The 25,072-nt window shown below is 60.8% G+C and carries 21 protein-coding genes; 11 read left to right on the top strand and 10 right to left on the bottom strand.

Annotation, left to right across the window (positions count from 1 at the left end):
• Positions 1–392: 392 nt before the first annotated feature.
• Complete coding sequence (locus DNK50_RS14470; protein WP_112194721.1) at positions 393–701, top strand: DUF6124 family protein; 309 nt, start codon at positions 393–395, stop codon at positions 699–701.
• A gap of 141 nt (positions 702–842) precedes the next feature.
• Here the strand turns inward: DNK50_RS14470 and DNK50_RS14465 are convergent, their stop codons facing one another.
• Entirely contained in the window at positions 843–2,039 is a 1,197-nt protein-coding gene (locus tag DNK50_RS14465) for a XylR family transcriptional regulator (RefSeq protein ID WP_112194719.1), read from the bottom strand.
• Positions 2,040–2,178: 139 nt separating this feature from the next.
• On the opposite strand from DNK50_RS14465, the gene xylA reads away from it, so the two are divergent.
• Positions 2,179–3,495, top strand: a complete 1,317-nt coding sequence (gene xylA / locus DNK50_RS14460; RefSeq protein ID WP_112194717.1) for a xylose isomerase — start codon at positions 2,179–2,181, stop codon at positions 3,493–3,495.
• Positions 3,496–3,697: 202 nt separating this feature from the next.
• Here the strand turns inward: xylA and DNK50_RS28795 are convergent, their stop codons facing one another.
• A complete protein-coding gene (locus DNK50_RS28795) occupies positions 3,698–3,844 on the bottom strand; it encodes a hypothetical protein (protein WP_162633378.1) in 147 nt (48 codons plus the stop codon).
• On the opposite strand from DNK50_RS28795, the gene xylF reads away from it, so the two are divergent.
• Genes xylF through DNK50_RS14445 form a run of 3 tightly spaced genes read left to right on the top strand, consistent with a single transcriptional unit; the run spans position 3,835 to position 7,526 of the window.
• Entirely contained in the window at positions 3,835–4,836 is a 1,002-nt protein-coding gene (gene xylF, locus DNK50_RS14455; protein WP_099584557.1) for a D-xylose ABC transporter substrate-binding protein, read from the top strand. The two genes, DNK50_RS28795 and xylF, sit on opposite strands and share 10 nt — an antisense overlap.
• Positions 4,837–4,841: 5 nt before the next feature.
• Positions 4,842–6,389 (top strand): D-xylose ABC transporter ATP-binding protein, encoded by a 1,548-nt coding sequence (gene xylG, locus DNK50_RS14450; RefSeq protein ID WP_177411523.1) that lies wholly within the window; start codon positions 4,842–4,844, stop codon positions 6,387–6,389.
• Positions 6,390–7,526 (top strand): sugar ABC transporter permease, encoded by a 1,137-nt coding sequence (locus DNK50_RS14445; RefSeq protein WP_112194715.1) that lies wholly within the window; start codon positions 6,390–6,392, stop codon positions 7,524–7,526.
• 130 nt (positions 7,527–7,656) lie between these two features.
• On the opposite strand, the gene DNK50_RS14440 is transcribed toward DNK50_RS14445, so the two are convergent.
• On the bottom strand, positions 7,657–8,595 hold the full coding sequence (locus DNK50_RS14440) for a pectate lyase (RefSeq protein ID WP_112194713.1): 939 nt from the start codon (positions 8,593–8,595) through the stop codon (positions 7,657–7,659).
• A gap of 228 nt (positions 8,596–8,823) precedes the next feature.
• Positions 8,824–10,323: a CoA-acylating methylmalonate-semialdehyde dehydrogenase gene (locus DNK50_RS14435; RefSeq protein ID WP_099584553.1), complete on the bottom strand. Its 1,500-nt coding sequence runs from the start codon at positions 10,321–10,323 to the stop codon at positions 8,824–8,826.
• Positions 10,324–10,431: 108 nt separating this feature from the next.
• On the opposite strand from DNK50_RS14435, the gene DNK50_RS14430 reads away from it, so the two are divergent.
• From DNK50_RS14430 to DNK50_RS14415, 4 genes are all read left to right on the top strand, one after another.
• A complete protein-coding gene (locus tag DNK50_RS14430; protein WP_112194711.1) occupies positions 10,432–11,370 on the top strand; it encodes a LysR family transcriptional regulator in 939 nt (312 codons plus the stop codon).
• Between the two features lie 68 nt (positions 11,371–11,438).
• Complete coding sequence (locus DNK50_RS14425; RefSeq protein WP_112194709.1) at positions 11,439–12,371, top strand: ornithine cyclodeaminase family protein; 933 nt, start codon at positions 11,439–11,441, stop codon at positions 12,369–12,371.
• Complete coding sequence (locus tag DNK50_RS14420; protein ID WP_112194707.1) at positions 12,368–13,501, top strand: FAD-binding oxidoreductase; 1,134 nt, start codon at positions 12,368–12,370, stop codon at positions 13,499–13,501. Before DNK50_RS14425 ends, DNK50_RS14420 begins: the two co-directional genes overlap by 4 nt.
• Complete coding sequence (locus tag DNK50_RS14415) at positions 13,501–14,127, top strand: transcriptional regulator (protein ID WP_099584549.1); 627 nt, start codon at positions 13,501–13,503, stop codon at positions 14,125–14,127. The genes DNK50_RS14420 and DNK50_RS14415 overlap by 1 nt, the downstream gene beginning before the upstream one ends.
• A gap of 45 nt (positions 14,128–14,172) precedes the next feature.
• On the opposite strand, the gene DNK50_RS14410 is transcribed toward DNK50_RS14415, so the two are convergent.
• Positions 14,173–14,943, bottom strand: a complete 771-nt coding sequence (locus tag DNK50_RS14410) for an ABC transporter substrate-binding protein (protein WP_099584548.1) — start codon at positions 14,941–14,943, stop codon at positions 14,173–14,175.
• Between the two features lie 250 nt (positions 14,944–15,193).
• On the opposite strand from DNK50_RS14410, the gene DNK50_RS14405 reads away from it, so the two are divergent.
• Entirely contained in the window at positions 15,194–16,876 is a 1,683-nt protein-coding gene (locus DNK50_RS14405) for an AMP-binding protein (RefSeq protein ID WP_112194705.1), read from the top strand.
• A 26-nt stretch (positions 16,877–16,902) separates the two neighbouring features.
• Here DNK50_RS14405 and DNK50_RS14400 read toward each other — a convergent pair whose 3' ends face one another.
• From DNK50_RS14400 to DNK50_RS14375, 5 genes are all read right to left on the bottom strand, one after another.
• A complete protein-coding gene (locus tag DNK50_RS14400; RefSeq protein WP_099584545.1) occupies positions 16,903–17,262 on the bottom strand; it encodes a hypothetical protein in 360 nt (119 codons plus the stop codon).
• A gap of 476 nt (positions 17,263–17,738) precedes the next feature.
• Positions 17,739–18,101 carry a hypothetical protein gene (locus tag DNK50_RS14390; RefSeq protein WP_112194703.1) on the bottom strand — a complete coding sequence of 121 codons (363 nt, stop codon included), beginning with the start codon at positions 18,099–18,101 and terminating at the stop codon, positions 17,739–17,741.
• A 2-nt stretch (positions 18,102–18,103) separates the two neighbouring features.
• Positions 18,104–19,093: a hypothetical protein gene (locus DNK50_RS14385; protein ID WP_112194701.1), complete on the bottom strand. Its 990-nt coding sequence runs from the start codon at positions 19,091–19,093 to the stop codon at positions 18,104–18,106.
• Positions 19,094–19,336: 243 nt separating this feature from the next.
• Positions 19,337–21,391, bottom strand: coding sequence for a TonB-dependent receptor (locus DNK50_RS14380; protein WP_112194699.1), 2,055 nt, complete (start codon positions 21,389–21,391; stop codon positions 19,337–19,339).
• A gap of 219 nt (positions 21,392–21,610) precedes the next feature.
• Positions 21,611–23,776, bottom strand: coding sequence for a TonB-dependent siderophore receptor (locus tag DNK50_RS14375; protein WP_112194697.1), 2,166 nt, complete (start codon positions 23,774–23,776; stop codon positions 21,611–21,613).
• A 108-nt stretch (positions 23,777–23,884) separates the two neighbouring features.
• Between DNK50_RS14375 and DNK50_RS14370 the strand changes: the two genes are divergently transcribed.
• Positions 23,885–25,057, top strand: a complete 1,173-nt coding sequence (locus DNK50_RS14370; protein ID WP_099584541.1) for an MFS transporter — start codon at positions 23,885–23,887, stop codon at positions 25,055–25,057.
• Positions 25,058–25,072: the final 15 nt, after the last annotated feature.

Here is a 25,072-nt window from a genome sequence, read left to right as displayed (position 1 = left end):
CGCTCCGGTATCGGCACCAAGCCCCTTCTACATCGCCTGCATTTCAATAGGTGAGCGGTATCGTTAGTGGCATTTGGTCATGGTTTGTAAAGGGCCAGCAAGTCGGGTCGCTTTTAATTGCAGGACGTTTCCTAGACAATTCCTGCCGCCTTGTGCCTGTTGGAATCGCTGGCTAGTCCGCCGTCCGTCACTGCCAAATCAGTGATCGGGTTTAGTCGCCTGATCTTCCAACGCGTGCATGGTCCTTCATCAGTTTTATGGTGGCTGTGCGCAGGGCACCTTCGGGTGCGCCGGTATTTTCGCGTTGGAGCCGGTCGACTAACCTGCGTACAGCCGCCACCCTCGTTTAGTCGCGAAGGGTGTCGGCCCCTCATCCAACGCGAAGGTACACCATGAATAAAGTCATCCCCGATCCACCCTTTGATCCCGCCAAAGACCGCGCCGCCTTCAACCGCGCCATCGACCATTACCTGCCCACTCAAGGCCTCCACTCGGTCAACGAAGACCTGAGTTTCGAAGATGCCCTGCTTTACACCGCCAGCTTGCTCGACAGCGCTTCCGCCACGGCGCTGGATTGCGGTGACCTGCTACCAAGCCCCGAACGGGCGAAGATTCTGGCCGTGTGGCATTTGCTGGAAATTGCAAAGACCACCGTGGATCGCTCCATCGAATGCCTGAAGCCCGCTAAAGCAACTGCCTGAACACGTTAAAAAGGTGGGAGGGGGCTTGCCCCCGATGGCGGTGTCAGTCAATGAATTGATTGACTGATCCACCGCATTCGGGGGCAAGTCGAAGCGTCGCACCGCCCCTCCCACATTGGGTCCAGCAGTGTATGTAAGGCGTTACTCAGGCACGGGCAACTCAAACTCCGCACCCTGCTGGTACTCCCTCGGCGTACAACCCAATTCACGACGAAACACCGTATGCAGGTACTGCGCCGACTTGAAGCCGCACTTGGCCGCAATATCGGCAATCGCCAGTTCGTGGCTCTCCAGGCCCTTGGCGGCGGCGGCGAGTTTGAAGCGCAGGATCTCGTCATGCACGCTGCAGCCGCGCACCTTGCGAAAGTGCGCTTCCAGGGATGAGCGCGACACGCCGACATAGGCCGCCACCTGCGCGGTCTTGATGCCCTGGCAGGCGTACTGGCGGATAAACAGCAGCGCCTGCATCACGTACGGATTACCCAAGGGTTGATGCAAGCTGGAGGCCTGCACATTGATCGCCTCCGGCGGTACCAGGACCCGCGTACCCACGCAAGGCTTGCCATGCAGCATCTGGTGCAACAGTGCGGCGGCAGTACGGCCCATGGTTTCGGTGCCCTGGATAACCGAACTCAGCGGCACCCGCGTGAGGGTGCGGGTCAGCGGGTCGTTGTCGATGCCGATCAGCGCGACTTGCTCCGGCACGGCGATACCGGCGGTAAGGCAGACTTGCAGCAATTGCCGGGCACGGGCATCGGTGACGGCGATGATGCCGATGGGTTTGGGCAAACTTTCCAGCCAGGCGATCTGTTGCTCCACGGCGCTGTCCCACAACGGCGCGCTGGTGCCCAGGCCGCGATACACCTCAACGTGCAAACCATCGCGCAGCATCAGGCGGCGAAAGGCTTTTTCGCGCTCCTGGGCCCAGCGGTTGGCCTGGGCTTCGGGCAGGCTGAAACAGGCAAAGCGCGTCAGCCCGGCCTCGATCAGGTGCTCGTAGGCCAGCTTCATCAAGGCGTAATTGTCGGTGGCCACATAGGGAATGCCCTGGGGATAGGCGCGCGTATCCTCATAGGAACCGCCCACCGCCACCACCGGCAACTGGCTGCCAGCCAGCGCCTCGCCGATCAGCGGGTCGTCGAAGTCGGCAATGATCCCATCGCCTTGAAAGCGCTCGATGCCTTTGAGGCGGCACAGAAAGTCTTCTTCCAGGAACAAGTCCCAGGAGACCCGCGTACTGCTCAGGTAATTGCCGATGCCGGCGATGATGCCGCGGTCGTAGATTTTGCTGCCGTTGAACAACAGCGCAATGCGGTGCACGGGCGGTAGGGTTTTCATTGTTTTTGTCCTGGGGCCTGTTTCGACAGACTAGCCCTCACTGCACAAAATCGCACTACGCCTTGGTGATTTTCATAATCGGCAGGCCCATTGCCGTTGCTAGTATCCAGACACCGCCAAGAACAATAAGGAAAACGCCATGCCGTACTTCCCCGGTGTCGAGAAGGTTCGCTTCGAAGGCCCCAGCAGCGACTCCCCCCTCGCCTTTCGCCACTACGACGCCAACAAGTTGATCCTCGGCAAACCCATGCGCGAGCATCTGCGCATGGCGGCTTGTTATTGGCACACGTTCGTCTGGCCCGGTGCGGATATGTTCGGCGTGGGCACTTTCAAGCGCCCTTGGCAGCGCAGTGGCGATCCGATGGGACTGGCCATGGGCAAGGCGGATGCGGCCTTTGAGTTCTTTTCCAAGCTGGGTATCGACTACTACAGTTTTCACGACACCGACGTGGCGCCCGAAGGCAGTTCGCTCAAGGAATATCGCCAGCACTTCGCGCAGATGGTCGACCACCTGGAGCGCCACCAGGAACAGAGCGGTATCAAACTGCTGTGGGGCACCGCCAACTGCTTCAGCAACCCGCGCTTTGCCGCCGGCGCGGCCAGTAACCCGGACCCGGAAGTGTTCGCCTATGCCGCCGCCCAGGTGTACAGCGCGATGAACGCCACCCTGCGGCTCAAGGGTTCCAACTATGTGCTGTGGGGCGGCCGTGAAGGCTATGAAACCCTGCTCAATACCGACCTCAAGCGTGAGCGCGAACAGCTCGGGCGCTTTATGCGCATGGTGGTGGAACACAAGCACAAGATTGGCTTCAAGGGCGACCTGCTGATCGAGCCCAAGCCTCAGGAGCCGACCAAGCACCAATACGATTACGACAGCGCCACGGTGTTCGGCTTTTTGCATGAGTACGGCCTGGAACATGAGATCAAGGTGAATATCGAGGCCAACCACGCGACCCTGGCCGGGCACAGTTTCCATCACGAGATTGCCACGGCCGTGTCCCTCGGCATCTTCGGCAGCATCGACGCCAACCGTGGCGACCCGCAGAACGGCTGGGACACCGACCAGTTCCCCAACAGCGTCGAGGAAATGACCCTGGCCACTTATGAAATCCTCAAGGCTGGCGGGTTCAAGAACGGCGGCTATAACTTTGATTCCAAGGTGCGCCGCCAGAGCCTGGATGATGTGGATCTGTTCCACGGGCACGTCGCGGCCATGGACACGTTGGCGCTGGCCCTGGAACGTGCGGCAGCCATGGTGCAGAACGACCGGTTGCAACAGTTCAAGGACCAGCGCTATGCCGGCTGGCAACAGCCACTGGGCCAGGCGGTGCTGGCGGGTGAGTTCAGCCTGCAATCGCTGGCCGAGCATGCATTTGCCCAGGAGCTCAACCCTCAGGCGGTGAGTGGGCGGCAGGAGATGCTTGAAGGGGTTGTGAACCGGTTTATCTACACCTGAGTGATCCTGTGTACTTTTGCCTGTGGCTGCAGTTGGGGTTGTGGTTATGGTTGGGATTGTGGCTGGGATTGGGATTGTGGTGAGCGGGCTTGCCCCGCGCTGGGCTGCGAAGCAGCCCCAAACCAGACGACACAATTTTACCTGAAACACCGAGGTGCCTGACTTCAGGGCTGCTTCGCAGCCCAGCGCGGGGCAAGCCCGCTCACCACAACAGCAACAGCAACAGCAACAGCAACAGCAACAGCAACAGCAACAGCAACAGCAACAGCAACAGCAACAGCAACAGCAACAGCGGTGTTCGACTAGAGTCTTCCAACAACAATAAAAGGACGCACCACCATGAAGTCATTCAAACGCACCCTGCTCGCCACGGCCCTGGCCTTGCTCGCCCTGCCGGTCATGGCCGACCCTGCCCACCCGAAAATCGGTTTTTCCATCGACGACCTGCGCCTTGAACGCTGGTCCCGCGACCGTGACTACTTCGTCGCCGCTGCCGAAAAACTCGACGCGAAAGTCTTTGTGCAATCGGCCGATGCCAACGAGCAGAAGCAGATCTCCCAAATTGAAAACCTGATCTCCCGGGGCGTCGACGTCATCGTGATCGTGCCGTTCAACGCCACGGTGCTGACTAACGCGGTGGCCGAAGCCAAGAAAGCCGGGATCAAGGTGGTGTCCTATGACCGCCTGATTCTCAACGCGGACATCGACGCCTACATCTCCTTCGATAACGAAAAAGTCGGCGAAATGCAGGCCGCCGGCGTGCTGCAAGCCGCGCCCAAGGGAAACTACTTCCTGCTCGGCGGCGCGCCCACCGACAACAACGCCAAAGTGCTGCGCGAAGGCCAGATGAAGGTGCTGCAACCGGCCATCGACAAGGGCGATATCAAGGTGGTCGGCCAACAATGGGTCAAGGAGTGGAACCCCACCGAAGCCCTGAGCATCGTCGAAAACGCCCTGACGCGGAACAACAACAAGATCGACGCCATCGTCGCCTCCAACGACGCCACCGCCGGCGGTGCGATCCAGGCCCTGGCCGCGCAGAAACTCGCGGGCAAGGTGCCGATCTCCGGCCAGGACGCCGACCTCGCCGCAATCAAGCGCGTGATCGACGGCACCCAGACCATGACCGTGTACAAGCCGCTCAAGCTGATCGCCACCGAAGCCGCCAAGCTCTCGGTGCAACTGGCACGCAACGAAAAACCCACCTACAGCTCGCAGTACGACAACGGCAGCAAACAGGTCGACACCATCCTGCTCACCCCGACCCCGCTGACCAAGGCCAATATTGATCTGTTGGAGAAGGATGGGTTCTACACCAAAGAGCAGATTGCCGGGCAGTGACCGCCATGGCCGACTACCTGCTGCAAATGACCGGCATCGTCAAAACCTTTGGCGGTGTCAACGCCCTGAACGGCATCGACATCAGCGTGCGGCCGGGGGAGTGTGTCGGCCTGTGCGGTGAGAATGGCGCGGGCAAATCAACCTTGATGAAGGTGCTGTCGGCGGTCTACCCGTACGGCACCTGGGACGGCGAGATCCTCTGGGATGGGCAGCCGCTCAGGGCCCAGTCCATCAGCGAAACCGAGGCCGCGGGCATCGTGATCATCCACCAGGAGCTGACCCTGGTGCCCGACCTCTCGGTGGCCGAAAACATCTTTATGGGCCACGAGCTGACGTTGCCCGGTGGCCGCATGAACTACCCGGCGATGCTCCACCGCGCCGAAGCGCTGATGCGTGAACTCAAGGTGCCGGATATGAATGTCGCCTTGCCGGTGTCGCAATACGGCGGCGGCTACCAGCAACTGGTGGAAATCGCCAAGGCGCTGAATAAAAAAGCGCGCCTGCTGATCCTCGACGAGCCCTCGTCGGCCCTGACCCGTTCGGAAATCGAGGTGCTGCTCGACATCATCCGAGACCTCAAGGCCAAGGGCGTGGCCTGCGTGTACATCTCCCACAAGCTCGATGAAGTGGCGGCGGTGTGCGACACCATTGCGGTGATCCGCGACGGCAAGCACATCGCGACCACGGCCATGGCCGACATGGACATCCCGCAAATCATCACGCAGATGGTCGGGCGGGAAATGAGCAACCTCTACCCCACCGAACCCCATGACATCGGCGAGGTGATTTTCGAAGCGCGCAACGTCACCTGCTATGACGTGGACAACCCCAGGCGCAAGCGTGTCGATGATATTTCCTTCGTGCTCAAGCGCGGCGAAATCCTCGGCATCGCCGGACTGGTCGGTGCCGGGCGCACAGAACTGGTGTCGGCGCTGTTCGGCGCCTACCCCGGCCGCTACAGCGCCGAAGTGTGGCTGGACGGCCAGGTGATCGACACACGCACGCCGCTCAAATCGATCCGCGCCGGGCTGTGCATGGTGCCGGAAGACCGCAAGCGCCAAGGCATCGTTCCCGACCTGGGCGTGGGCCAGAACATCACCCTGGCGATCCTCGACACCTATGCCCATATGACCCGCATCGATGCCGAAGCCGAACTGGGCAGCATCGACCAGCAGATCGCACGCATGCACCTCAAGACCTCCAGCCCGTTCTTGCCGATCACCAGCCTCTCTGGCGGCAATCAGCAAAAGGCCGTGCTGGCAAAAATGCTGATGGCCAAGCCCAAGGTGCTGATCCTCGACGAGCCGACACGCGGGGTGGACGTGGGCGCCAAGTATGAGATCTACAAACTGATGGGCGCGCTGGCGGCCGAAGGCGTGTCGATCATCATGGTGTCTTCGGAACTGGCCGAAGTGCTCGGCGTGTCCAACCGCGTGCTGGTGATCGGCGACGGCCAACTGCGCGGCGACTTCATCAACGAGGGGCTCACCCAGGAACAAGTGCTCGCCGCCGCGCTCAGCCATAACAACAATAATGATCGGAAGACCGCGTAGATGAATCAGGTCAAACAGCTGTTTACCCGCTACAAAATGCTCGCCCTGGTGATCGCCGTGGCGGTGATCTGGCTGTTTTTCAGCTGGCAGACCGAGGGCGGTTTCCTGACACCGCGCAACCTGTCGAACCTGCTGCGCCAGATGGCGATCACCGGGATCCTGGCGTGCGGCATGGTGCTGGTGATTATCAGCGGCGAGATTGATCTGTCGGTGGGTTCGTTGCTGGGGTTGTTGGGCGGGTTGGCGGCGATCCTGGATGTGGTCTATCACATCCCGTTGCTGGCCAATCTCAGCCTGGTGGCGCTGTGCGGGCTGATGATCGGGTTGGCCAACGGCTACATGACGGCTTATCTGCGCATCCCTTCGTTTATCGTCGGATTGGGCGGCATGCTGGCGTTTCGCGGGATTCTGCTGGGGATCACCGGCGGCACCACCATTGCGCCGGTATCGCCGTCGCTGGTGTACGTGGGCCAGGGATATTTGCCGCACACAGTGGGCGTCGGCCTCGGGATTTTGTTGTTTGCGCTGACGCTGTTCTTGACCTGGAAACAACGGCGCAACCGTGCGCTCCACGGGCTGGCCGCGCATTCGCTGGTGCGTGATGTAGTGCGCGTCGGGGTGATCGGCGCGGTGCTCGCCGGGTTCGTCACCACCCTCAACAGCTACGACGGCATCCCCGTGCCGGTGCTGCTGTTGCTGGTGCTGCTCGGCGTGTTCAGCTACGTCACCAGCCAGACCGTGTTCGGTCGCCGCGTCTACGCGGTGGGCAGCAACATGGAGGCCACACGCCTGTCGGGCATCAACGTGCAGGCGGTGAAACTGTGGATCTTCGGCATCATGGGGGTGATGTGCGCACTGGCCGGCCTGGTCAACACCGCACGTCTCGCGGCGGGTTCGCCGTCGGCGGGCAACATGGGCGAACTGGATGCGATTGCGGCGTGCTTTATCGGCGGCACGTCGATGCGCGGTGGCTCGGGCACGGTGTATAGCGCGCTGCTCGGCGCGTTGGTGATTACCAGCCTGGATAACGGCATGTCGATGCTGGATGTGGACAGTTACTGGCAGATGATCGTCAAGGGCAGCATCCTGGTGCTGGCGGTGTGGGTGGACGTGAGTACGCGGGCGGGGCGCAGGTGAGTGATCCCAAGCACACCGCAGGCTAAATGTGGGAGGGGGCTTGCCCTCGAAGACGGTGGGTCAGCCACACATCCATTGACTGACACTCCGCTTTCGCGAGCAAGCCCGCTCCCACAATGACTATCCGGCGTTAACTACCGAACACCAACGCCACCGCCTGAGCCCCCGCATTTTTCTGCGTGAAGTCCTTGGCCTGGGCGGCTGTCTTCAAGGTATAGCCATAGTTGGAACTGGCCGTCCATTGGGCCTTGGGCGACTTCTGGTTGGTGATCGCCGGCACGCTGTTGGTGTCGGTGAATGTTCCGGTGCCCTTGTCATCCAACATGCCTTTGTTCTGGCTGCCCTCTCCAAAATAGTTGCTCTCAGAAAGGATGTTGGCGTTCTGCGCCAGGGTGAAACCCAGGTGGAAGTTGTTGATGTAGTTGTTGTAGACGTGGAAGTACCCGTAGCGCATCAAGCCCGGCGCGCGGACTTCCATGTTGTCGAAGCGGTTGTGGCACAACGTGAGGCGCGGGTAACCATTGAACTCGGCTTTGTTGTCATCGGCCGGGTGACCGAAGATCAGGCCATATTTGTGGTTACCGAAGAAGCAGTTGCTGATGGTGGCGTAGTCAGCCTTTTCACCGATGTACACCAATTTGTCTTCGCTGCCATCCGTGGTTGACCAGGTGTGGCCAACAAAGGAGCAATGATCGATCCAGTACTTGCTGCCGTAGTTCAGGTACACCTGAATATCGTCATTGGCCTTAATGCTGGCCGAATGCTTGAAGATAATATTTTGCAGAATGATGTTCTGCGACTGCGCGGTTGCACGCAGGTGAATATTCTCCAAGGTACGGTTCTGGAATGAGCCGATCAGGGTCTTGTTGGCGCCCATGTTGACCTTGGTGAGGCTCGACGCCGCGATGTTGCTGTTGATCACCAGGACCCGTGGGGTGGTGTCGCCAATGTTGGCTTTGAGTTGATCCAGCGTGGTGATACTGACCACCTGGCCAGACCAGCCGCCGGTGACTTTGGCGGCGAGTGCAAAACCGGTCAGGCCGGTGAGTTTGCTTTCTGGATACGACATGAGTTCCCTCTCTCTATAAAAACGGCTCGGTTTGACGAGCCTGTGCATTGAGTTAATCCGTTAACTTGCACACAGTGTTTGGCGTAGCTGATGGTGCCGTCCTGGTTGATCAGCGCTTAAACACTGTGTTTATGTACAGTATTATTCAATCGCCTGACCGTCAACCCTCGCGCAAAAAAAATGTGGGAGAGGCAAGCCCCTCCCACACTGGATTTCTACAATCCTGGATTACTTGGACACCGGCATCGCAAACTCCGCGCCCTGCTCGATGCTCTCCGACCAGCGCTGCATGATCGATTTTTGCTTGGTGTAGAAACGCACACCCTCGGTGCCATAGGCGTGCATGTCGCCAAACAGGCTCTTCTTCCAGCCACCAAACCCGTGCCAGGCCATCGGCACCGGGATCGGCACGTTGATGCCGACCATGCCCACCTGGATACGCCGCGCAAATTCGCGGGCAATGTTGCCGTCGCGGGTGAAGCAGCTGACGCCGTTGCCGAACTCGTGATCGTTGACCAGCTTGATCGCCTCGCCAAAATCGTTGACCCGCACACAGGCCAGGACCGGGCCGAAGATTTCTTCGCGGTAGATGCTCATTTCCTGGGTCACATGGTCGAACAGGGTCGCGCCGAGCCAGAAGCCGTTTTCCAGACCCGCTTCGGTGGGCACGTAGTCACGCCCGTCCAGCAGCAATTGCGCGCCGGACTGTACGCCCTGTTCGATGTAGCCGCTGATGCGTTCCAGCGCGGCGCGGGACACAATCGGGCCCATCTCGGCCTTGAGGTCGCGACCGTCAGTGATGCGCAGCTGCTTGGCGCGTTCGGTCAAGGCAGCAATGACTTTGTCACCGACATCGCCGACCAGCACGGCGACGGAGATTGCCATGCAGCGCTCGCCAGCACTGCCATAAGCAGCGCCCATCAGCGCGTCGACGGTTTTTTCGATGTCGGCGTCGGGCATCACCACCATATGGTTTTTCGCGCCGCCCAGGCCCTGTACACGCTTGCCGTTGCGCGCGCCGGTTTCGTAGATGTATTGGGCAATCGGTGTGGAGCCGACGAAGCTCACGGCCTTGACGTCAGGGTGTTCGATCAGTGCATCCACCGATTCCTTGTCGCCCTGCACCACGTTGAACACGCCTTTGGGCAGGCCGGCTTCACGCAGCAGCTCAGCCATGAACAGCGAGGCGCTTGGATCAGTCGGGCTTGGCTTGAGGATGAAGGTGTTGCCCGCCGCGATGGCGATCGGGTACATCCACATCGGCACCATCACCGGGAAGTTGAACGGCGTGACGCCGGCCACGACGCCCAGCGGTTGGCGCATTGTCCAGTTGTCCATGCCTCGGGAGACCTGGTCGGAGTGCTCGCCCTTGAGCAGGTTGGGAATGCCGCAGGCGAATTCCAGAATATCGATGCCACGGTCCACTTCGCCTTGGGCGTCGGTGAAGACTTTGCCGTGCTCGGCGACGATGATGCGCGCCAGGTCGTCCTTGCGCTCGCGCAGCAGGTGCAGGTACTGGAACAGCACACGGGCGCGGCGGATGGGCGGGGTGTCGGCCCAGCCGTCGAAGGCGGCTTGGGCGGCGGCAACGGCTTCGGAAACAGTCTGGCGGCTGGCCAGCGCAACGCGAGCGGTTTTTTCGCCGGTGGCCGGGTTGAAGACGTCCTGATAGCGATCATCGCGAGACACGCGCTGATCGTTGATGTAGTGCTCGATTGTAGTGGTCATGGCAGTCGATCCCGGTGGGTAGCGTTGGGACACACGATAGGCTTTCGCTTTGTTCCAAACCAGAGCAGAATCCTGAACTTATTGTCCACATATGCGAACAATACACCCATGGAAAAATCTGAGATCGAAGGGCTGTGGACCCATATCCACTGGCTTTCCATATTGGAAGAGCAAGGCACTTACACCGCAGCCGCCGCACGCCTGGGGGTGAGCAAGTCGGCGGTCAGCCAGCGGATTGCCGATCTGGAAAAGGCCACCGGCACCCAGTTGGTCACCCGCACCACGCGCAGTGTGCGGCTGACCGATGCGGGGCTGTCGCTGACCCGTGAAGTGCGTAGCGCCTATGCGCAAATCGCCCGCAGTTTCTCGTCGGTGCGTGACTCGGTGGGGGAGATTCGCGGGCTGGTGCGCCTTACCGCGCCAGTGGCATTTGCCCGACAGCAACTGGTGCCGCATCTGTCGGAATTCCTGCAGCGATACCCGCAAGTACGTATCCAGCTGGATGTGTCCGATGCGCTCAGTTCCCTGGCCGCCGAAGGCTACGACCTGGCCGTGCGCCACGGTTTCCAGGTGCCGGAAACCCACGTCGCCTGGAAACTCTGCGACACCGGCTCGGTGCTGGTGGCCACCCGCGACTACCTGCAACACCACGGCGAACCTCGCGAACCCGGCGACCTCTCGACCCACAACTGCCTGTTCTACCCTCGGGGTACCGACCAGCCTGCCTGGACCTTCGAGCGCGGCAGTAAAAACGTCGAACGCCTCACCGTGCCCATCGCCGGCAGCTTTGCCACCAATAACAGTGAGGCGCTGCGCGACTCGGCCCTCAACCACTTGGGCATTGCCCTGCTGCCGGACTTCAGCGCCCATGCCGCGCTGGCCAGCGGCAAGCTGGTGCAGGTGCTCAAGGACTGGACGCTCAAGGGCGCGTTTGCCAATGAGATCTACCTGATTCGGCCGTATTCGCCCCATGTGCCGAAGTCGGTGAGTGCGTTGGTCGGCTATTTGAAGGAGAAGCTGGCGGATGGGTTTCACTTCGCGGGTTGAGGTTTATCGCTTGATCAACAGGACTAAAAGTCCATAATGGACAAAATAGTTTAGTCGCGGAGATTTTCATGTCCAGCACGCCTCAAGTGATTAACCAGCTCCAGGCTCGCGAATTACTCGCGCAGGTCGATGTAACGCAGATCCTGCGCAAGCTGTTTCGAGACCTGGCGGCCGGGCAAGCGGTGCAGCCGGCGCAACAGTGGGTCGAGTTCCCCCAGGGTGCCGGCGACTTTATCAACTACCTGGGCGTGCTGGCGGAGGAAGGCGTCTATGGGGTGAAAACCTCGCCGTACATCGTGCGTGAGCAAGGGCCGCTGGTCACCGCATGGACGCTGTTGATGTCGATGCAGACCGGCCAGCCGCTGCTGTTGTGTGATGCCGCTGAGTTGACCACCGCGCGCACGGCCGCGACCACGGCATTGGCGGTGGATGCACTGGCGCCACAGTCGGCGCAACGGCTGGCGATTATCGGCAGCGGCAAGGTGGCCCAGGCTCACCTGCATTACGTGAAAACCCTGCGGGACTGGCAAAGCATCAAGGTTTTTTCGCCCCGCCTGGCCGGTAAAAGCTCCGCGTTTGAACGCCCGGACCCACGCGCAAGCATCGCCCCCACCTGCGATGCGGCCCTGGAAGATGCCGACGTGATCCTGCTGTGCACTTCATCGGCCGGCCCGGTGATCGACCCTTCGCGCTTGAACAAGCCTGCACTGATCACCTCCATCAGCACCAACGCCCCGCGTGCCCACGAAGTACCGCCGCAGTGCCTCAATGATATGGACGTGTTCTGCGACTATCGTCAGACCACCCCAGGTTCGGCCGGCGAGATGCTGATCGCCGCAGAACAGCACGGCTGGAACCCGAGTGCAGTCATGGGCGACCTTGCCGAACTGCTCAGTGACCAGGTACAGCCCCCGTCCTACGACCGCCATGTATTTTTCCGCTCCATCGGCCTGGGCCTGGAAGACATCGCACTGGCCAACGCCCTCTGGAGACGCCTATGAACCACGCAGATTTCATCATCATCGGCGGCGGTATTGCCGGCGCATCCACGGGTTTCTGGTTGTCGCAACACGGCAAGGTGCTGGTGCTGGAGCGAGAATCCCACCCGGCCTATCACTCCACGGGGCGTTCGGCAGCGCTCTACACCGCCGCCTACGGCACCCCGCAGGTGCGGGCGTTGACGCTCGCCAGCCGTGAGTTTTTCGACCAGCCGCCAACAGGGTTCTGCGAGCATCCTTTGCTGACGCCACGCGGCGAGATGACGGTGGACTTCACCGGCGACCCGGCCGAGTTGAACGCGCAATACCTCAGCGCCAAAGCCACTGTGCCGCAGGTCATACAGCTGAGTGCCGACGAGGCCTGTTCGAAGTTGCCGATCCTGCGTCGGGAAAAGGTCCACGGGGCAATCTATGACCCGACCGCCAGCGACATCGACACGGATGCCCTGCACCAAGGGTATTTGCGCGGGATCCGGCGCAACGGCGGTGACGTGCGTACCGACCGCCACGTGCTGGGCTTGAGCCGTGACAGTGCCGGTCTCTGGCACGTCAACACCCAGCACGACACCTTCACCGCCCCGATTATCATCAATGCCGCCGGTGCCTGGGCCGACCACATCGGGGGGCTGGCCGGTGCCGCCTCCATCGGCCTGCAACCCAAGCGCCGCTCGGCGTTTATCTTCGCCGGCCCTGAAGGCGTGGACAGCCACGGGTGGCCAATGCTGGTGGCCCTCGACGAAGCGTTCTACATGAAGCCCGACGCCGGCATGTTCCTTGGCTCACCGGCCAACGCCGACGTGGTCGAGCCCCAGGATATCCAGCCCGAAGAGCTGGACATCGCCATGGGCATCTACCAGATCGAAGAGGCCACCACCCTGACCATCCGCCGCCCGACCCGTTCCTGGGCTGGCCTGCGCAGTTTTGTGCACGACGGGGATTTGCTCTCGGGCTTCGATCCTCAGGTGCCGGGGCTGTTCTGGGTGGCAGCGCAAGGCGGTTATGGCATCCAGACTTCACCGGCCATGGGCCAAGCCAGCGCGGCACTGGTGCGCGACGCGCCGCTGCCGGAGGCATTGACGCGGTTCGGGCTGGACGCTGGTATGCTCTCCCCCGCCCGCCTGGAGCCCCATTGATGAACAGCGTCGAACCCGACAACGCCTTGCAGAACTTTCGTGCGATTGCCGATGCAATCGCCACCCTGTTTTTCCCCCACGCCGAAGTGGTGCTGCATGACCTGCGCTCGCAAAAGGTCGATTACATCGCCAATAACCTGTCGAAACGCGCGATTGGCGACGACTCGGCGCTGGAGGACATGCTCAGCGATGACGTCAGCGAAGTGAATATCGGCCCGTACGAAAAGCTTAACTGGGACGGCCAGAAAATTCGCAGCCTGAGCACCGTGCTGCGCGACACCAGCGGTCGGCCCCTGGCGGTGCTATGCATCAACCTGAATATTTCACTGTTCGAAAACGCCAAGGCGGCGCTGGACCTGTTCTTGTCGCCCAGCAAGTTGATCCCACAGCCGGATGCGCTGTTTCGCGATGACTGGCAGGAACGCATCAACACCTTCCTGCATGCCTGGATGCGCGAGCGCCAGTTGAGCCTGAACCTGCTGACCCGCGACCACAAACGCGAACTGGTGCTGGCGCTGCATGCCGAAGGCGCGTTCAAGGGCAAGAGCGCTTCGAACTACGTGGCGAACGTGCTGGGCATGGGGCGGGCGACGGTCTACAAGCATCTGAAGGAATTGAAGGGCTGAACCTTCAGCCCTGTTTTTGGGTTTGGTGGTGAGCGGGCCCGTGCATCAATCGCCGTAGATATCGGCCTTGAAGTATTGCTGCGAAATCTTCTGGTATTCGCCACTGGCGCGAATGCCATCAATCGCCGTATTCAACTCGCTGACCAGCGCCTCGTTGCCCTTGCGCACCGCAATCCCCGCGCCTTCACCCACATATTTCGGGTCCTTGAGTTCCGGCCCGACAAAGGCATAGCCCTTGCCCCGTGGCATTTGCAGGAAGTCATTCAAGGGGATGGTGTCGGCAAAGATCGCATCCAGGCGCCCTGACGCCAGGTCCATGTAGATCTCTTCGTTATTGCTGTAGCGCTTGACGATGATGCCCTTGGGCTCGAACACCTCGGTGGCGTAGCGGTCAGTGGTGGTCGCACGCTGCACGCCGACGGTCTTGCCCTTGAGACTGGCGTACTGGTCATCGACCACGGCGCCGTCCTTCATCACCAGGCGTGACGAGGTGAAATAGTACTTGTGGGTGAAGTCCACCGACTTCTTGCGGTCTTCGTTGATGGTCATGGACGACAACGCCATGTCGATTTTCTTCACCTTGAGGGAAGGAATCAGTCCATCGAACTCACCTTCAACCCACACGCACTTGACCTTCATCTGCGCGCACAGCGCATTGCCAATGTCGTAGTCGAAGCCGACGATCGTGCCTTCCTGGGTCTTGGAGGCAAACGGCGGATAGGCCGCCTCGATGCCGATGCGCAGGGTTTTCTCGGCGGCCAGTACGTGGCTGGAAGCGATCAAGGCCAGCGCGGTGATAAGCAAGCGTTTCTTCATGGGTGATCTCGCAGGTTGTTGTTGGTTTGGCAAGAGAGAAGAAAAAATGCAGCAGAAATATTTGTACTTATAATTCCATCCTGGACTTTTATGTATGAATCGTCAATCCAGCCTACGTACACATGACTTTTTTGCACAACGCACCGGTGTTTTTGAGCGTTCATCTCCGGATTTATGCATGCCTATACTCGGTCCAGCCTGCCGGTTTAGCCGCAGGCCGTCCCTACAACAATAATCAAGGACACCGACCATGACGCATCCCTTCCTGGCCGCCCGGGATTTCCTGCTCGCCCATCGCACCGACTACGCCACCGCCGCCCGCGACTTCCGCTGGCCGCAGTTGGATGCGTTCAACTGGGCCCTGGACTATTTCGATGTGATGGCCGAGGGCAATTCGGCCAAAGCGCTGTGGATCGTAGAAGAAGACGGCAGCGAGCAGCGCTACAGCTTCCAGCAGTTGGCCGCGCGCTCCAACCAGGTGGCCAACCATCTGCGCGCCGTGGGCGTGCGGCGTGGCGATCGGGTGCTGTTGATGCTCGGCAACGACGTGGCGCTGTGGGAAACCATGCTCGCTGCCTTCAAGCTCGGCGCGGTGGTCATCCCCGCCACCGCCCTGCTCAACCCGGATGATCTGCGCGACCGCATCGAGCGCGGCCAGGTGCGCCATCTGGTGGTCGGTGAGGCGCATGTGGGCAAATTCGACGGCCTGGGCGATGGCTGCAGTCGCATCTGTGTGGGCACGGCACCCGCTGGCTGGGTTGCGCACAACGCTGCGTTTGAATATCCCGAGCAGTTCGACGCCGAGGGCCGCACGTTGGCAATCGACCCGATGCTGCTGTATTTCACCTCCGGCACCACCTCCAAACCGAAGATGGTGCTGCACAGCCACCAGAGCTACCCGGTGGGTCACCTGTCGACGATGTACTGGATCGGCCTGCAACCGGGCGACCTGCACCTGAATATCTCGTCTCCAGGCTGGGCCAAGCACGCCTGGAGCTGCCTGTTCGCGCCGTGGAACGCCGGCGCGTGCATCTTTATCCATAACGTCGCGCGGTTCAGCGCGCCGGCCTTGCTGACGGCGCTGGAACAGTATCGCGTGACCAGCCTGTGCGCGCCGCCCACGGTGTGGCGCATGTTGATCCAGGAAGACTTGGCCAGTCACAAGACGCGCCTGAACCTGCGTGAATTGGTCGGCGCGGGCGAACCGCTGAACCCGGAGATCATCGAGCAGATCCAGCAGGCCTGGGGTTTGCCGCTGCGCGATGGCTTCGGCCAATCGGAAACCACCGCCCTGGTCGGTAACACGCCCGGCCAGTTGCTCAAGCCGGGCTCCATGGGCCGCCCGTTGCCGGGTTACCGCGTTGCGCTGCTCGACCCCGACGGCGTGCCTGCCACCGAGGGCGAAGTCGCCCTGCCCCTGGATGTGCGCCCTCTCGGTTTGATGATGGGCTACGAAGACAGCCCGGAAAAAACCGCTGAAGTGATGCGCGACGGTTACTACCGCACCGGTGACACCGCGCAGATCGACAGCGACGGCTACATCACTTTCGTCGGCCGCGCCGATGATGTATTCAAAGCCTCCGACTACCGCATCAGCCCGTTCGAGCTGGAAAGCGCGCTGATCGAACACCCGGCCGTGATGGAAGTCGCCGTAGTCCCCAGCCCCGACCCGCTGCGCCTGGCCGTGCCCAAAGCCTTCCTGATCCTGGCCCATGACGCCCCCGGCAGTGCCGAGCTGGCCAGGCATATCCTGGCCTTCGCCCGCGAACACCTGGCGCCGTACAAGCGCGTGCGGCGCATCGAGTTTGTCAGTGAACTGCCCAAGACCATTTCCGGCAAGATTCGCCGGGTGGAATTACGGCAGATGGAAGTGGTGCGTCGCCAAGGGAAGACACGGGGTGAACAGGAGCATTTCGAGGAGGATTTTTCCTGAGCCGATACCCGGTATTGAGCGGGCTGTCAGCGGTACCAGACGTTCCAGATAATTAAGCTGGTAAACCATATGAAGCCGAAATTGATCGGCCACAACGCCCAGCGCTTGAGGGATAAGGGGATGGCGGCCAGTTCGGCTTCGGTCACGTCCCCTCGCTTGATATGGGTCTTGGGCATTGCCAACAATTGACTGATCAAGATCATGCGATGAACCCTGTCGAGATGCGTATTTCGGCCCCAAAAACGTTTGTTATCGCAGACCACTTTGTTCTCGCTGAAGTAGCTTTCCAACGCTTCGAGCTTTGTGTATTCGACGTAGAAAGACAGTCCTGAACCAATCAGCGCCCCTGCAAATATAAAGATCGTAAAGACGAGATAAAAATCCATGATTAGGCGCCTTCTGGTTGAAAGATCAAATCACCGTCGATCTCTAGGATTTGGCCGCCAAGAAACGAACCGCGAGCGCCAACTACATCGCCCCCTACATACCCTCCCGCAGCACCGCCAATAACAGCACAAGCCAGCTCACCGTTTCCTTTAGCGGCAACGCCCAAAAAGAGCGTACAGGCGCGACGGGCTAATTTTGCACCGAGCGGCCCGCCCCAATAAGCGCCCGCCACGCCGCCCACCAACTTCCCCGACTCCACATATTTCGCCCGCCGACACTGCATCTCCCGCCCGTCCACATACGTCCCTTCCCCAACCACTTCGACGTCTTCGCAATCGCCCGCACCCGCTGCGCATACCCGGCGACCTCGCCCTTGTGCCCTTGTGCAAGCGATGCGTCGCCAAGGGGCGACACGGGGTGAACAGGAGCCTTTCGAGGAGGATTTTTCCTGAGCCGATACCCGGGATTGAGCGGGCTACCAGCGGTACCAGACGCTCCAGATAAATAAGCTGGCAGCCCATATGAAGCCGAAATTGGTCGGCCACAACGCCCAGCGCTTGAGGGATAAGGGGATGGCGGCCAGTTCGGCTTCGGTCACGTCCCCTCGCTTGATATGGGTCTTGGGCATTGCCAACAACTGATTGATCAAGAGCATGCGATAAAACCGGTCGACATGCGTATTTCGGCCCCAAAAACGTTTGTTATCGCAGACCACTTTGTTCTCGCTGAAGTAGCTTTCCAACGCTTCGAGCTTGGTGTATTCGACGTAGAAAGACAGCACGGCACCAATCAGGCCAGCTGCAAATACCAAAATTGTAAAGATGAGAAAGATATCCATGGTTAAGCACCCTCGGGTTGAAAGATCAGATCACCATCGATCTCCAGAATTTTCCCGCCAAGAAACGCGCCCGAGTCGCCGAATGCACCGCCCAACGTATATCCTCCTGCAGCACCGCCAATAACAGCACAAACCAACTCACCGTTTCCTTTAGCGGCAACGCCCAAAAAGAGCGTACAGGCACGACGGGCTAAATGTGAACCGAACTTCCCACCCCAATAAGCGCCCGCCACGCCGCCCACCAACTTCCCCGACTCCACATATTTCGCCCGCCGACACTGCATCTCCCGCCCGTCCACACACGCCTCCTTGATCTCCAAACCTGCCACGCCCACATCCAGCGCCAACCCCACATACGTCCCCTTCCCCAACCACTTCGACGTCTGCGCAATCGCCCGCATCCGCTGCGCATACCCGGCGATCTCGCCCTTGCGCAAATAGCTTTTGGTTGAAATCCCGAGCACCGTCTTCAACGCCTGATTGCCCCGCAACCCCGTGCCAAATCGTGCAGCGCCCTGCAACTGCGTTTCCAGCAGCCCAAACAGCACCTGGCGCTGGCGAAAAAACGCTTGCCGGTCCAGGCCGCCGTCCCGCAAACGCTGATGCAATCGCTCGATCTCCTCCAGGGTATGCACCACCTCGTTCAGATGCCGCGACCACGCCGATGTGGCGCTGCCTATCCCCAACGAGCTGTAGCCCAGAAGGCTCTGCAGCAAGTCATAGTCATTGACCACCCGGGCTCCGGCAGCACTCTCCAGTTCTCGGCGAATCGTCTCAGCCTGACGCACCAACCAGGCTTCCTCCAGCGAACAGGTGACGCTGTAAGCATCGGGAATGACGATCAACTGCCCAGGCGTCACCAGCCCATGGCGCAGATGATGATTCAACACATCGAAATGGGCCGAACGTTCCCGGCTTATGCCGCCGCCCATCAAGCGGGATTTCAGGCTGTGATAGTCCGTCGTGCGGTCGTTGATATAGCCATGCGCCATGCTTTACATCCCTGGATGCAATGAAGATGGCGTCGAAATATAAGCAAGCGAATGCTCCCCGGACACAAGCCCAGAGGGTCTGAATTACATTTGGGAAGTTGCCTACATCGCAGGAACGAGTCACCTACGGAAATGCCGCACTTGGGGCTTAGCGGACAACTGCCCGATCATTCGGGCAGTGCCGCCAAGCTACTTTGCGACTGCGCGAAACCGGTCACGCGCAAGCAGTGAACACGGTGCCGCCTACAGGTCGTAACGCAGCGCCATACCGAAGGTGCGCGGCGCGCCGGCGTCGATGATTTCGTCATCGCGGTTGTTGGTGACGTAGCGCTTGTCGAAGGCGTTTTTCACGAAGCCCGACACGGCTACGTTCTTGGTGACTTTGAATTCGCTGCTGAAGTTCGCCAGCACGTAGTTGTCGCTCCTGCGCTCGCCGTTGACCTTGCCCGCTGCATCGAATTCGTAGGCGGAAGGTGCACTGCTCTGGTACGTCACATCAGTGTTGAAGGTCAGGCGTTCGTTGACGCGATAGATGCCGCCCACCGAGGCCTTGTACTTGGGCGAGTAGTAGAACGCCTCGCCGCTGCGGTCCTGGCCATTGCCGACGACAAAATCCTTGTACTTGCCATCGGTGATGGCGCCGCCGACGGTCAGCGTCAGTTGCTCGCTGAGGTCTTTCTCGATGAACACTTCCAGGCCCTTGATATCACTGCGACCGGCGTTGTACACGTTGATAATGTTGCTGCCGGCTTGGCGCACGCTGACCTGCTGGTCTTTCCAGTCGGTGTAATACAGGTTGGCGCGGGCGCGCAGGGTATCTTCGAGGAATGAACCGCGGTACGACAGCTCATAGTTGGTGGTGTATTCCGGGTCATACGCCTCGTGACCGCTGCCGGAGCGCACATTCACGCCGCCGCCGCGATAACCTTTCTGCACCATGAAGCCCAAGTACTGGCCGGTGGCGAGTTCGTAGTTGATACCCAGTTTTGGCAGTACGGCCGCGAACGATTTCTTGACCTTGGCGGCCTCGGACAGGTCGTCCTGCTTGATGTCGGTGTCGTTGGTTTCGTGGTCGTAGCGCAGGCCGGTGACCAGGGTCCAACGCGGGGCGAAGGTCCAGTCGACCTCACCGAACAGCGCCTTGTTTTCGATGACCGTGTCGCCTTTGACCGTGACCGCCAGCACGTTATCGAACAGCAGTCGGTCGTGGAAGTTGTTGGAGTTGTGGCCGTAATAGGCGCCGAGGAAACTCTTCACCGTGTCCGAGTTGTAGTTCAGGCGCAACTCCTGGCCGAACAGGTTGCCATCCTGCTGGCGTCGGATGACTTCATTGGCGTCGGCGGTCTGGTCGAAGTCCAGGCGGTTGGTATAGTCGGACCGGGTGTTGGTGGTCAGGCTGGTCAGCGACCATTGGTCATCGAGGCGGTAGTCAACCTTGGCGCTGACGGTGTCCTGGTTGAGGTTGTCGAACGCCTGGGTATCGGAGGAAACCTTGTAGTAGCGGACCTTGTCCGGGGTGCGGGTGACCGAGTTGTCACCCTGGCGGTGCTCGTTGTGGGCGTAGGTGAGCAGGACGTCGAGATCGTCGCTGGGCAGGATCAACAGCTTTCCGCGAGCATTGCTGGTGCGGTGCGGGTTGGCGTCTTTACCGAGGGCGATGTTGTCGATGTAGCCATCGCCGTCCTGATAATCCAAGGCGATACGCCCGGCGATCTTGTCATCGACGATGCTGCCACCGCCGGCCACCGCTGCGCCTTTTTCACCGTAGTTGCCCACGTTGGTTTGCGCCGAGAAGGTCGGCTGGAACGTCGGGTTGCGCGTTTGGATCACCACGGCGCCAGCCAGGGAGTTACGCCCCTGGGTGGTGGATTGCGGGCCGAGGAAGACTTCGACCTGTTCCACATCCCACAAGCCGGTCGGGCTCAAGGTCAGGGTACGGTTGGGCTGCACCGCGCCATCGACATACACCGAAACGGCACCGTTGAGGGTGGCCGGGCCCTGGTCGTCGAAACCGGATACCGGTACACCGCGAATACCCCAGTTTTCGTTGCCGGCCTGGCTGTACACACCCGGCGTGCGCGCAAACACGTCGACCAGGCTGTGGTCGGCCTTGTCCCGCAGTTGTTGTTCGGTCACCACCACGACGCTGGATTGGGTCTGTTCAAGGGAGCGGTTGATTTTCTCGCCGCTCACTGTGATCGGGGCGATTTCCATTGTGTTCGGCTCAGTCGCCCAGGTACCGCCAGCCAAGCACACCGACCCGACCGCCAACGCAATTGTGTTCTGTTTGAAATTCACACCCTGCTCCCCTGCCATCCATCGTTATTGTTTTTTGCGGCGGGCTGAAGGCAGCCAAACGCCAGCGGGGCGGAGTCTAAGGGATAAGAATTCCAAAGTGAACATAATTGATAAGTGATCTCATTTGAGATAACTACGCATTCACGTATCAGCTTGAATACATTAGCGTAACGCTGACCGCCCGCTAAAAGGCGGCCCCGACACGCCCTTTACGCCGCCCTAGAAATCCACCGTGGCCGACACCTGCAACGTACGCGGATAACCCGGCGAAAACGCGCCATACGAGGCCACGCCAGACCAATACTCACGGTCGAACACGTTCTGCACCGTGGCGCGGAACGTGGTCGGCCGCCCTTCTATCTTCGTCGCATAGCGCGCGCCGGCATCAATGCGCGTCCAGGAATCCAGCGCCTGGGTATTGGCCTGGTTGACGTATTGGCTGTCGGTGTAGATCGCCCCGCCGGTGAGGGTAAAGCCTTCCAGCCACGGCGTGTCGTACTCGGCCCACAGGTTGGCCTGGATCTGCGGCACGCCGACCGGTTTGTTGCCCTGGTTGGCCGCCGTGGCGGATTTTGTCAGCTCGCCATCGAGAAAGGTCACGCCGCCCATCAGGCGGGTACCCGGCGCCACTTCACCGTAAACACTCAGCTCGACGCCACGGTTGCGCTGTTCGGCCTGCACTGAATACACACCGTTGGCCGCCAATTCACCGCTGGGCTTTTCGATCTGGAACAACGCCACGCTGGTCATGAAGGTGCCGTGTTCGTACTTCACGCCCAGCTCGTGTTGCCTGGATTCATACGGCGCAAAGGTTTCGCCCGCGTTGCTCGCCGTGCCGGGTGCGATATCGCCCTTGCTCAGGCCTTCGACGTAGTTGTAGTAGAGCGACACGTCGTCCCAAGGCTTGACCACCACACCCACCAAGGGCGTGGTGGCGTTGTCCTTGTAGCGGGAACTGACCGCGCCTGCGGCGTTGTAGTTGCGCGACTCAATGGCCTGGCGACGCAGGCCCAGTGTCAGTTGGACACGGTCATCCAGAACGCCCAGGGTATCGGTCAGCGCTACGCCAGACAGCTCGGATTCGGAAATGCGCAGCACCTTGGGCGTATTGATGGTTTGCTCGGGCCTGTCCACCGGATGGTAGATGTTCGAGCGAATGATCGTGCCGTTGTTGATGCCCCTGGACAGCTCGTCCTGGTAACGGGTCGCCATCAACGTGGTGGTGTGGGTCACCGGGCCGGTGGCGAACAGTGCGCGCAGGCCCACGTCGGCGGTGGAGCGGTCGACGTTGAATTTGTAATAGCCCGGAATGTTTTCGGTGTCACCGGCGTCGTTGAGGATACGCGGCACCTGGTCGGACATGCGCTTCACATCCGAGCGGCCCCCACCGGCATGGGCGAACACGGTGAGCGAGTCATTCAGGTCATATTCGCCGCCGAGCAACACCGACTGCTCCTTGGTGTCTGACCAACCCCACTTCTGCGGCAGGCTGGTGCGACCGTTCGGCGCAGAGGGCACGTCCACGCCCGGCGCGATGGTGAACGGCCGCGAGGCGCCCTCCCAGCTTTCTTTCTGACTGATGTAGTCAAGGTTCAGGCGCAGCCGTTCGCCGCGATAATCCAGGGCGATGGCGCCGATGCCGACGTCGCGGTGCTGGTCGTCGACGGCGGTGTCGCCGCCCTGGAGGCTGCCGTTGAAGCGCAGGCCAAACTGGTTTTCCTCACCGAAACGCCGGCTGATATCGAGGTGGCCGCCCACCTGGGTATCGGAGGCGTAGCTGCCGGTGAAGCGCGTCAGGTCTTGATCCAGCGGGCGCTTGGGCACAATGTTGATCACCCCGCCGACGCCGCTGTTGGGTGAGATGCCGTACATCAACGCACCCGGGCCCTTGAGCACTTCGACGCGTTCGGCGTACTCGGTAAACGCCCGGTAGTTGGGCGCCACGCCATACACGCCGTCATAGGCCAGCTCGCCCAGATTGCCCTCACCAATGGCAAAGCCGCGCACGAAGAACGAGTCGACAATCCCGCCGGTTTGCCCGGTCGAGCGCACCGACGGATCGCGTTCCAGGGCGTCGGCCACGGTCACGGTCTGCAGGTCGGCGAGGGTCTTGGCGGTGTAGCTGGTGACGCTGAATGGCGTGTCCATCACATCCTTGTTGCCCAGCATGCCCAGGCGTGCGCCACGGGCCACCTGGCCACCGGCGAGCACCTCAGGCAAGTCGGTGGGGCCGCTGTAGCGGGCGTTGACGTTGGTCGCGTCAAGGGTCAGGCTCTGCGCGCTGTCGTCAGTCGAGCCGGCGGTGGCGGCCCAGGCGTTGCCGCTGGCAGCGGCGACAATCAGGGCGGTACGAATGGCGAGGGTTAACCGGCTGGCAACAAGCATGGCGTCGGGGTCCTTTGATCAAGAGAAAATGAGAATTACTCCTGATGCCAGCCGACGCGCGAAAAAGTATCAGCCCCTGCGCATTTTTTTGAACACTGAGAGTGATGCATGCCACCGACCCGCGTCCTGATAGCCCTGCTGTTCGCGATCCAGCTTGTGTCCATGGGCGCCATGGAAATGAGCGGGCCGTTCTGGCCCGTGCACCTGCGCGGGTTGACTACCTCCGACAGCCTGTTCAGCTTCGCCAGCGTCGCGGTGTACGTGGGCCCGATGCTTGGCATCCTGCTGACCAGCGCATTCTGGGGTCGCATCGGCGATCGTTATGGCCACAAGCTGATGATGATCCGTGCGCTGGCGGGACTGACCCTGACCCAGTTGGGCCTGGCGCTGTTCAGCGACCTGTGGGCAATCCTGATCCTGCGTTTTTTGCAGGGTGCATTTGCCGGGTATATCGCCCCGGCCCAAGCCTACGGAGTGAGCATCGAGGTGCCTGCGCGGCGGGCGCGGCTGTTCGCGATCCTGCAGATTTCCACTAACGTCGGCTCACTATTGGGTGCGGTGGTCGGTGGCTTGATCCTCGATCACGCGACGTTCTTCTGGATCAACCTCAGCGCCGCAGCGCTCTGCGCGGTGTGCACGCTGATCGCAGCGGTGACCTTGCCGGATGTGCCGCCGGTGAAAAAATCCGCGCCCGCGCCAAAGAGCGATGCCTGGCAGGCATCTGCCCTGCTGCCGTTGCTGACGGTGATGGGCATTCTGCTCTTGGCGCGGATGCTGCCGCAGACCTCATTCGCGCTGTACGTGAGCACAACGTTCACGCTCAGCAACGCCCTGGTCGGGCTGTGCTACGGCTTGCTAGCACTGGGGTTCATCCTGTCGGCGACGGCGTGGGCGCGCCACTTCGAAGGCCGTACTCAGGCCGACACCTTGCGGCGCCTCACCTGGGTCGTAATCGGTTGCATTGTGCTGACTGCAGCGGCCGGCCTCACCCGCAACCCGCTGGTGTTTGTCATCGGCTACTTCCTGTGGGGCGTGCTGCTGGGCGCCACCACGCCGGTGCTGATGGCCTTGATTTCAAAGACTGCCGACAGCGCACAACAGGGCCACGTACTGGGAATCGCCCAAGGCACCGCGCAGTTCGCCTCGATTGCCGGGATAGCGGCCGGCGGCCTGCTCAGCCAGGCCTATGGCTTGGCGTATACCTACCTGTATGTGTGCCTGGCCTACGCCGCGGCGTTGATTGCGATTCTCGCGTTGCGCTCACGGCAGGTTTCCCCTTAGCATTGGGAATACTTC

Source organism: Pseudomonas sp. LG1E9 (genome assembly GCF_003290225.1).
Classification (GTDB): Bacteria; Pseudomonadota; Gammaproteobacteria; order Pseudomonadales; family Pseudomonadaceae; genus Aquipseudomonas; species Aquipseudomonas cyclaminis.
Note: the sequence above shows the minus strand (reverse complement) of the source record. Positions and strands in the feature narration are given on the sequence as shown.